Origin of the sequence: Acinetobacter sp. HR7, assembly GCF_000773685.1 — a bacterium.
Lineage (GTDB): Bacteria > Pseudomonadota > Gammaproteobacteria > Pseudomonadales > Moraxellaceae > Acinetobacter > Acinetobacter thermotolerans.
In genome coordinates, this window is the sequence record NZ_JPQO01000153.1 from 23,917 (window position 1) to 32,285 (window position 8,369).

General features: G+C 47.7%; 9 protein-coding genes. 3 read left to right on the forward strand and 6 right to left on the reverse strand.

Translation table 11 applies throughout. The features are described 5' to 3' along the window. Window positions 1-46 precede the first annotated feature (46 nt). The 6 genes from GW12_RS15880 to GW12_RS07060 form a co-directional block, all read right to left on the reverse strand. Window positions 47-223 (reverse strand): PA1571 family protein, encoded by a 177-nt coding sequence (locus tag GW12_RS15880; protein WP_171077677.1) that lies wholly within the window; start codon window positions 221-223, stop codon window positions 47-49. 135 nt (window positions 224-358) lie between these two features. Further along, window positions 359-1,813, reverse strand: coding sequence for a ribonuclease G (gene rng, locus GW12_RS07040; protein WP_034585439.1), 1,455 nt, complete (start codon window positions 1,811-1,813; stop codon window positions 359-361). 39 nt (window positions 1,814-1,852) lie between these two features. Further along, window positions 1,853-2,419, reverse strand: coding sequence for a Maf-like protein (locus GW12_RS07045; protein ID WP_034585442.1), 567 nt, complete (start codon window positions 2,417-2,419; stop codon window positions 1,853-1,855). Next, entirely contained in the window at window positions 2,407-2,898 is a 492-nt protein-coding gene (gene mreD / locus GW12_RS07050) for a rod shape-determining protein MreD (RefSeq protein ID WP_034585444.1), read from the reverse strand. Before mreD ends, GW12_RS07045 begins: the two co-directional genes overlap by 13 nt. Continuing rightward, a complete protein-coding gene (gene mreC, locus GW12_RS07055; protein WP_034585446.1) occupies window positions 2,885-3,742 on the reverse strand; it encodes a rod shape-determining protein MreC in 858 nt (285 codons plus the stop codon). The genes mreD and mreC overlap by 14 nt, the downstream gene beginning before the upstream one ends. Before the next feature lie 16 nt (window positions 3,743-3,758). Continuing rightward, window positions 3,759-4,805: a rod shape-determining protein gene (locus tag GW12_RS07060; protein WP_034585448.1), complete on the reverse strand. Its 1,047-nt coding sequence runs from the start codon at window positions 4,803-4,805 to the stop codon at window positions 3,759-3,761. Window positions 4,806-4,938: 133 nt separating this feature from the next. On the opposite strand from GW12_RS07060, the gene gatC reads away from it, so the two are divergent. The 3 genes from gatC to gatB are packed head-to-tail and all read left to right on the forward strand — an operon-like array spanning window position 4,939 to window position 8,259. Further along, window positions 4,939-5,253 (forward strand): Asp-tRNA(Asn)/Glu-tRNA(Gln) amidotransferase subunit GatC, encoded by a 315-nt coding sequence (gene gatC, locus GW12_RS07065; RefSeq protein ID WP_034585450.1) that lies wholly within the window; start codon window positions 4,939-4,941, stop codon window positions 5,251-5,253. A gap of 52 nt (window positions 5,254-5,305) precedes the next feature. Beyond that, on the forward strand, window positions 5,306-6,784 hold the full coding sequence (gatA, locus tag GW12_RS07070) for an Asp-tRNA(Asn)/Glu-tRNA(Gln) amidotransferase subunit GatA (RefSeq protein ID WP_034585452.1): 1,479 nt from the start codon (window positions 5,306-5,308) through the stop codon (window positions 6,782-6,784). Further along, window positions 6,784-8,259 carry an Asp-tRNA(Asn)/Glu-tRNA(Gln) amidotransferase subunit GatB gene (gene gatB / locus GW12_RS07075; protein WP_034585455.1) on the forward strand — a complete coding sequence of 492 codons (1,476 nt, stop codon included), beginning with the start codon at window positions 6,784-6,786 and terminating at the stop codon, window positions 8,257-8,259. The genes gatA and gatB overlap by 1 nt, the downstream gene beginning before the upstream one ends. Window positions 8,260-8,369: the final 110 nt, after the last annotated feature.

Genomic DNA, 8,369 nt, shown 5'->3' on the forward strand with positions numbered 1-8,369 from the left:
TTTATTTGATTATTTTTTATTCAGACCGTGTCACAAATTTAGAATCTTAACTTTTTACCGTACGGCATTGTTTCAGCAACTGATGGCAGACTGCACGGATCATAGAGGAAGTAATCTGCACTTCATTCCCGCGTTCATCGACAATGTACCCCGCGTGTACAGTTTTTTTAGGTTCTAATACGTGTTTTAGGCCTTTATTTAATACCGCTTTACTTATACTCATGACTCACCTCGTGTTTGCTAAGCCAAAAATACTGGGAGATCGGCTTTGGCTACTTGATGAATCTAGTATTCAAAATTCACAGGACATTGTAAAACTTCAGTTGTAACAAGGGTTTTACGACATTCTGTTACAATTTCAGCTAAGAATGATATCGTATTGCTCTTGCGTGTATAAATTTTCAACCTGGAATTTAATTACACGTTTGATGAAATGCTCTAAATCTGCGACAGCTGGCGCTTCTGCAGTCAGCAGACGATCAATCACCGATGGATGCGCGACGACAGTAAAGCCACTCTGTGACTCATAAGCGCGTGCATAACGCAGGATTTCCCGAAAGATTTCGTAACATACCGACTCGGCTGTTTTCACATAACCGCGTCCCTGACAGGTCGGGCAAGACTCACAAAGTAAGTGTTCCAAAGATTCGCGGGTACGCTTACGAGTCATTTCTACCAGTCCCAGTTCAGATACCTGGGTGATCTTGGTTTTGGCATGATCACGTTCCAGCATTTTCACAAACTGGTTCATCACCTCTTCACGATGATGGGCTTCCTGCATGTCAATGAAATCAATAATGATGATGCCACCGAGATTGCGCAGACGCAGCTGACGGGCAATGACCTGGGTCGCTTCCATGTTGGTCTTGAACACGGTGTCTTCCAGCGAACGGCCGCCAACATAAGAGCCAGTATTGACATCAATCGTGGTCATGGCCTCAGTCTGGTCAATCATCAGATAACCGCCAGATTTTAAAGCCACACGGGTTTGTAACGCTTTCTGGATATCATCTTCAACGTTATACAGATCAAAGATCGGACGCTCACCCGGATAATGCAGCAGACGATCCTTCATGCTTGGCACGAACTCATCCACAAACTCGGTCAACTTGCCGTGAATTTCACGTGAATCGACATATATTTTCGCAGTGTTTTCATTGGCCAGATCGCGAATCACACGCTGCGGTAATGGCAGTTCTTCAAAGATCAGCGAAGGCACTACCACACTTTTTTGCTTGCGCTGGATGTATTCCCAAAGCTTGGCCAAATAAGCCATATCCTGCGCGATTTCAGCTTCTTCAATGCCTTCCGCCGCGGTACGGACAATCACTGAACCCGGCAGCTTATGCTCTTCCTGAATGCGCTCAATGATGGAACGTAAACGGTTACGCTCTTCTTCATCTTCGATACGCTGGGAGACACCAATATGGTTGCCATACGGCATCAGAACCAGATAACGGGATGGAATAGACAGATCAGTGGACAGGCGTGCGCCCTTGGTGCCGAGCATGTCTTTCATCACCTGGACGGTCAGGGTTTGACCCGGCTGCAGGAGTTCAAATACATTCGGCGTCGGCTGCTGGCGTGGCCAGACCATATCATTGATATGTAAAAAGGCGGTACGGGACAGACCAATATCAACAAAAGCCGCCTGCATGCCGGGCAGCACACGGACGACCTTGCCCTTATAGACATTCCCCACCAGACCGCGCTTTGCGGTACGCTCGACGAACAGTTCGTTCACCGTGCCGTTTTCAATTAACGCCACACGACACTCCATCGGTGTGACGTTAATCAACAACTCGTCAGACATAACAACACTCAAAACATTATAAGAATTCTTTTGCAGCAGTTAATTTAGTGCCTTAACCGTCTGTAATAACTGTACCGTTTCATATAGCGGCAAACCGACTACATTGGTATAACTCCCCTGTATCGCAGGAATATAGCGCGCTGCAATGCCTTGAATAGCATAGCCGCCTGCCTTTCCAACCGGTTCACCTGTTGCCCAATAACTTTCCATATCATGGGTGGTTAGTGATTGAAATTCAACCTGTGTTCGTACCACTATACTGTATTTTTCATTTTTTGTGCGAACGCAAACGCCGCTTAACACATCGTGTTTGCGGCCGGAAATTTTTGCCCACATTTCAAAGGCGTGCTGTTTTGATTCTGGCTTACCCAGAATCTCGCCATCCACACTAAGACTGGTATCCGCCGCAATGATAATGGCCTCAGGATAACGCTCGGCTACCGCATCAGCCTTGGCTCTGGCCAGGCGCTCGACATAGGCTTCCACCGTCTCACCCGGAAGAACCGACTCATCGATATGGGGACTGTAGATTTCAAATTCCAGTCCCAATTGCTGTAGCAGTTCACGGCGTCGAGGTGAACTGGAAGCCAGAATCAGATGCGCCATTTTCTTAGCAGATAATAAATGACCGGATAGATTACCACGCTGGTCAGCAGCGGCAGCCAGTGACGTGGAATCGAGAAATGCTCACCGCTCAGCACCTGGGCAAAAAAGGTAATCATTAGATGCGCGATCAGTGCTAAGGTAGTAATTACCCAGAGATTGCCAAACGTTAAGATCCGGCGTTCACGAGTGAGGAACCGTGCCATAAAGGCGATAATAATAAAACTTAATGCATTCAGGCCCAACGGTGCATCCATCAGCAGATCCAGGAAAATTCCGGTACTGAACGCGAACCACACCCCACACCAGGTCGGCTGGCATAGCACCCAGAACAGCATCACCATCAGCATAAACTGCGGACGCCATCCAGATACTGAATAGGATAAGGGATAAACCACCAGCGCCGAGGCCACAATCACCGAAATAATAATTGGAAATAGTGGATCACGATGGGTTTTGGGCTGCATCTTAGCGATCGACATGCGGTTGCTCCATCGCTAATGAGTCAGAGAATAGCACCACCACATGATGACCGCCAGCCAGTTGGGCTGCAGGTGTCACATCAATCTGGGCAAATTCCCCGGAATTATGTCGTTGTACTTTGGAAATGGTGCCGACCAGATAACCTGCCGGGAAATGCTGACCCAGACCGGAACTGTAGACCTTCTCGCCCACCTTGATGTTAGCGCTGGTTGGCACATATTCCATTTTCAGACGCCCCAGATCACCCGTCCCCGAGACGATGGCACGCATGCCGGTGTGTTCCAAACGCACTGAAAGTGAATGTTCCTTGTCTGACAGCAGCATGACGCGGCTACTATGCGGATAGACACTGATGATCTGCCCCATAATCCCCTTGTCATCCAATACGGTCTGCCCAACGCGGAGCTGGCTGTTAGAACCACGGTTAATCACGATGATATGCCGTAAAGGATCAGGATCTGTCCCAATCACTTCGGCAATTTCCATACGGCCATCAATAATTAACGGCGTGTCTAAAAGACCGCGCAGACGGGTATTTTCAGCAGAGAGTTCTGCAATTTTTTGCAGACGAACCTGAGCCTGCAGCAGCTCAGCACGCATCGCGGTATTTTCGCGACGCAACTGGGCTTCAGACTTGGTTTGTTGATTCAGCCATTCTCGCGACAGTACAGGATAGCTGGCCAAAGCATAAATCGGATTATATGCCGCGTTCAGCACTTCCCTTGCAGGTTGAACCAGGTGTGGCATGCGCCAGTCAAAGAATAGCACCACCAGACAGGTCACCAACGCAATGATGAATGAGCGAAAAGATGGCGGTTGTCTAGAAAACAGATGTGTTTGCACCCGCCGTGTCCTGTTCTTAGCCTACGAATAACATGTCATGATTTGGGTTGTCGAAGAATTCGAGCACCTTACCGCCACCACGGGTGACACAGGATAGTGGATCTTCTGCAACGACCACTGGCAGACCAGTTTCTTTGGCAAGCAGCTTGTCCAGGTTACGCAATAATGCGCCACCACCGGTCAACACGATCCCGCGCTCAGCGATGTCAGAAGACAGTTCAGGAGGCGTTTGTTCCAGTGCAGATTTTACTGCAGACACGATATTTTGTAGCGGATCAGCAATCGCCTGAGTCACTTCATCAGAAGTCACGGTAATTGCACGAGGCACACCTTCTGCGAGGTTACGGCCACGAACTTCGATTTCCAGTGGTTTCGCACCTTCATCTGGAAGTGCCATACCCACTTCTTTCTTGATGGTTTCTGCTGTGGTTTCACCAATCACACAACCATGCGCTTTACGCACGTAATTGATGATCTGTTCGTCAAATACATCACCACCGATACGCAGCGAGTCTGCATAGACACAGCCCTGCAGCGAGATGATCGCGATTTCTGTAGTACCACCGCCCACATCTACAACCATTGAACCACATGCCTGTTCTACCGGCATGCCAGCACCGATGGCTGCAGCCATTGGCTCTTCAATCAGACGAACTTCACGCGCGCCAGCGTTATACACTGCTTCACGGATTGCACGGCGTTCAACCAGGGTAGATTTACACGGTACACACACCACAACACGTGGCGCTGGTGGAAATAAACGTTTTTCGTGAACTTTACCGATGAACTGGTTCAGCATCGTTTCAGTTACTTCGAAGTCGGCAATCACGCCATCCTTCATCGGACGGATTGCTGAAATATTTGCCGGGGTACGACCAAGCATTTGTTTCGCGTCAAGACCTACGGCAGCAACAATTTTCTGTGAACCACTATGACGGATTGCTACAACCGTCGGTTCATTTAATATAATGCCTCGTCCTGGCGCATAAATAAGTGTATTTGCAGTACCTAAATCAATGGCTAGATCTGGCGAAAACAAGCCTATTAGTCGTTTTAGAATCACGGGGACGTTCTCAATTAAACTTTATATGGACGCAAGGTGGCAACTTTAACTAAATGTGATGCTTTGGACAAGTCAATCGCTTATCATAACGCATGATAATTTGATTTTTTTTTAATACTGATTAGGTAATGTTATGTCTACATCGGATGCACAGCATTCTGCAGATTTAAATGCAGAAACAGTTTCAGCGATTGCACACCTCGCAAGGTTATCTCTGGATGATACGCAATCTGCTGAATATGCTCAAAGTTTAAATAAAATTTTAGGCATGATGGAAACGCTGAAAGGTATCAATACTGACGGTGTTGAACCATTGAAGAGCCCTTTCGACCATCCACAGCCATTACGTGAAGACGCGGTGACTGAAAGCAACCATCGTGATGAATACCAAGCCGTAGCGCCTGCTGTACAGGACGGCTTATACCTGGTTCCACGCGTGATTGAGTAATTACTACCCAGTTCATTCTTTTTATTAAATTAAACGTAAAGAATTATTTCTCATGACAGATTTACACCGCCTATCAGTTCGTGAACTTACCGAAGGTTTGGCACAAGCTAAATTTTCATCGCGCGAACTGACTGAACATTACTTAAAGCGCATTGAAAAAGTAGATGCTCAAGTGAAGTCCTATGTGACTGTCACTGCCGAGCAGGCACTGGCACAGGCTGATGCTGCAGATGAACTGCGTCGTGCTGGCACTGCAGGCGTGCTGACCGGTGTGCCGATTGCCCACAAAGATATTTTCTGTACCCAAGGCATCCGAACTTCTGCGGGTTCTAAAATGCTGGACAATTTTATTTCTCCTTACGACGCGACCGTTGTAGCGAAAGGTAAAGCTGCGGGCCTGGTGACGCTTGGTAAAGTGAACATGGACGAATTCGCCATGGGTTCAACTTCCGAGTCTTCTTACTATGGCGCGACCAAAAACCCTTGGGCACTCGATCACGTCCCTGGCGGTTCTTCAGGTGGTTCTGCAGCGGTTGTTGCTGCTGATTTGGCTCCATTTGCAACTGGTACCGATACCGGTGGTTCAATCCGTCAGCCAGCCTCTTTCTGTGGTCTGACTGGTCTGAAACCAACCTATGGCCGTGTCTCTCGTTACGGCATGATCGCCTATGCGTCATCACTGGACCAAGGTGGTCCAATGGCACGTTCTGCGGAAGACTGTGCTTACCTGATGAATGTGATGGCGGGTCACGATGCGAAAGATTCAACTTCAGTTGAAAAAGACGTGGATGATTACGTTGCCAACCTGAACGGCACGTCTGTGAAAGGCTTACGCATCGGTATTCCTAAACAATACTTCAACGTGGCTGGTCTGGCTGCTGACGTAAAAGCGCGTGTTGAAGAATCACTGAAAAAACTGGAAGAAATGGGTGCCATTCTAGTTGAGATTGACCTCAACATGACTGAAGCCTATGTACCGACTTACTACCTGATCGCACCTGCGGAAGCATCTTCGAATCTGTCACGTTATGACGGCGTGCGTTATGGTTACCGCTGTGAAGATCCGAAAGACATCATGGACCTGTACAAACGTTCCCGTTCAGAAGGTTTCGGCCCTGAAGTTCAGCGTCGTATCCTGATCGGTACTTATGCCCTGTCTGCCGGTTATTACGATGCATATTATGTGAAAGCACAAAAAGTCCGTCGTTTAATTCAACAAGACTTCCTGAAAGCATTTGAATCAGTCGACGTGATTGCTGCTCCTGCTGCACCAACAACGGCTTACAAGATCGGTGCCAACCTGTCTCCAGTGGAAATGTACCTGGGTGACATCTACACCATCGCGGTTAACCTTGCAGGTCTTCCTGCAATCAGCGCACCTGTTGGTTTTGACCAGGACAACCTGCCAGTTGGCTTACAGCTGATTGGTAACTACTGGTCTGAATCTCAATTGCTGTCTGTAGTACACCAGTATCAACAGGCAACCGATTGGCATACAAAACGCGCTGCAATTGCTGAGGAGAATGCATAATGGCTAAAAACGCTGCTAAACCAAAATCTAACCTGATTGATGGTTGGGAAGTCGTTATTGGTATCGAGATTCACACTCAGCTTGCGACTAAATCTAAAATCTTCTCCGGTTCATCAACTGAATTTGGTAATGATCCAAACACTCAGGCGAGCCTAGTGGATTTGGCAATGCCGGGCGTACTGCCAGTGCTGAACAAAGAAGTGGTTGATCTTGCAATCCGCTTTGGTCTGGGTATTGATGCTTACATCGACCAGGCTTCTGTATTTGCGCGTAAAAACTACTTCTATCCGGATTCTCCAAAAGGCTACCAGATCAGCCAGATGGACAACCCGATTGTGGGCTTGGGCCATATCGACATCCAGCTTGAAGATGGCACCGTGAAACGCATTGGTGTGACTCGTGCGCATCTTGAAGAAGATGCCGGTAAATCGATTCACGACCAGTTTGAAGGCATGTCTGGTATCGACTTGAACCGCGCTGGTACTCCACTGCTGGAAATCGTCTCTGAACCGGATATGCGTTCTGTTGAAGAAGCTGTGGCTTATATCAAGGCGATTCACACGCTGGTACGCTGGTTAGGTATTTCTGACGGTAACATGGCAGAAGGTTCGTTCCGTGCCGACTGTAACGTATCTTTACGTCGTCCGGGTGAACCGTTTGGTACCCGTTGTGAGCTGAAAAACCTAAACTCATTCCGTTTCATTGAACAGGCAATCAATGTTGAAATTGAACGTCAGATGGAAATTCTGGAATGGGGTGGTGAAATCGATCAGGAAACTCGTCTGTTCGACCCTGCGAAGATGGAAACCCGTTCAATGCGCTCGAAAGAAGAAGCGAACGATTACCGCTACTTCCCGGACCCAGACCTGTTACCTGTGATCATTCCAGACGAACAGATCGAAGCGATTAAAGCACAAATGCCTGAGCTACCTGCTGCACGTCGTGCACGTTTCGTAGCAGACTTCGGTGTGACTGAGTACGATGCTCACGTGCTTACATTGACTCGTGAAATGTCAGAGTTTTACGAAGATGTGGTAAAAGCTGCTGGCGGTGCTGCTCAAGGTAAGATTGCTGCGAACTGGGTGATGGGTGAATTCTCAGGTGCCCTGAACAAAGCTGGCCTTGACCTTGCTGATTCCCCGGTTTCTGCTGAGAAACTAGGCGGCATGATCGCACGTATCGTGGACAACACTATTAGCGGTAAGATCGCGAAACAGGTGTTCAACTTTATGTGGGAAGAAGGCAAAACTGCGGACGAAATTATTGCTGAGAAAGGTCTGAAGCAGGAAACTGATACAGGCGCGATTGAAGCAATGATTAAAGAAGTGCTTGCTGCGAACCAGAAGATGGTAGATGAGTACAAGTCTGGTAAAGAGAAAGCCTTTAATGGTCTGGTTGGTCAGGTGATGAAAGCATCACGTGGTAAGGCTAACCCTGCTCAGGTGAATGAATTGATGAAGAAATTGATTGGTTAATACTAATTAGCTTTGGAATAAAAAACCCGCTCTAGAGTGGGTTTTTTATTCAGTTAGTTTTATACATAATAAATAGAAATACATATCTAGGCGAATTCAAACATGAGGTG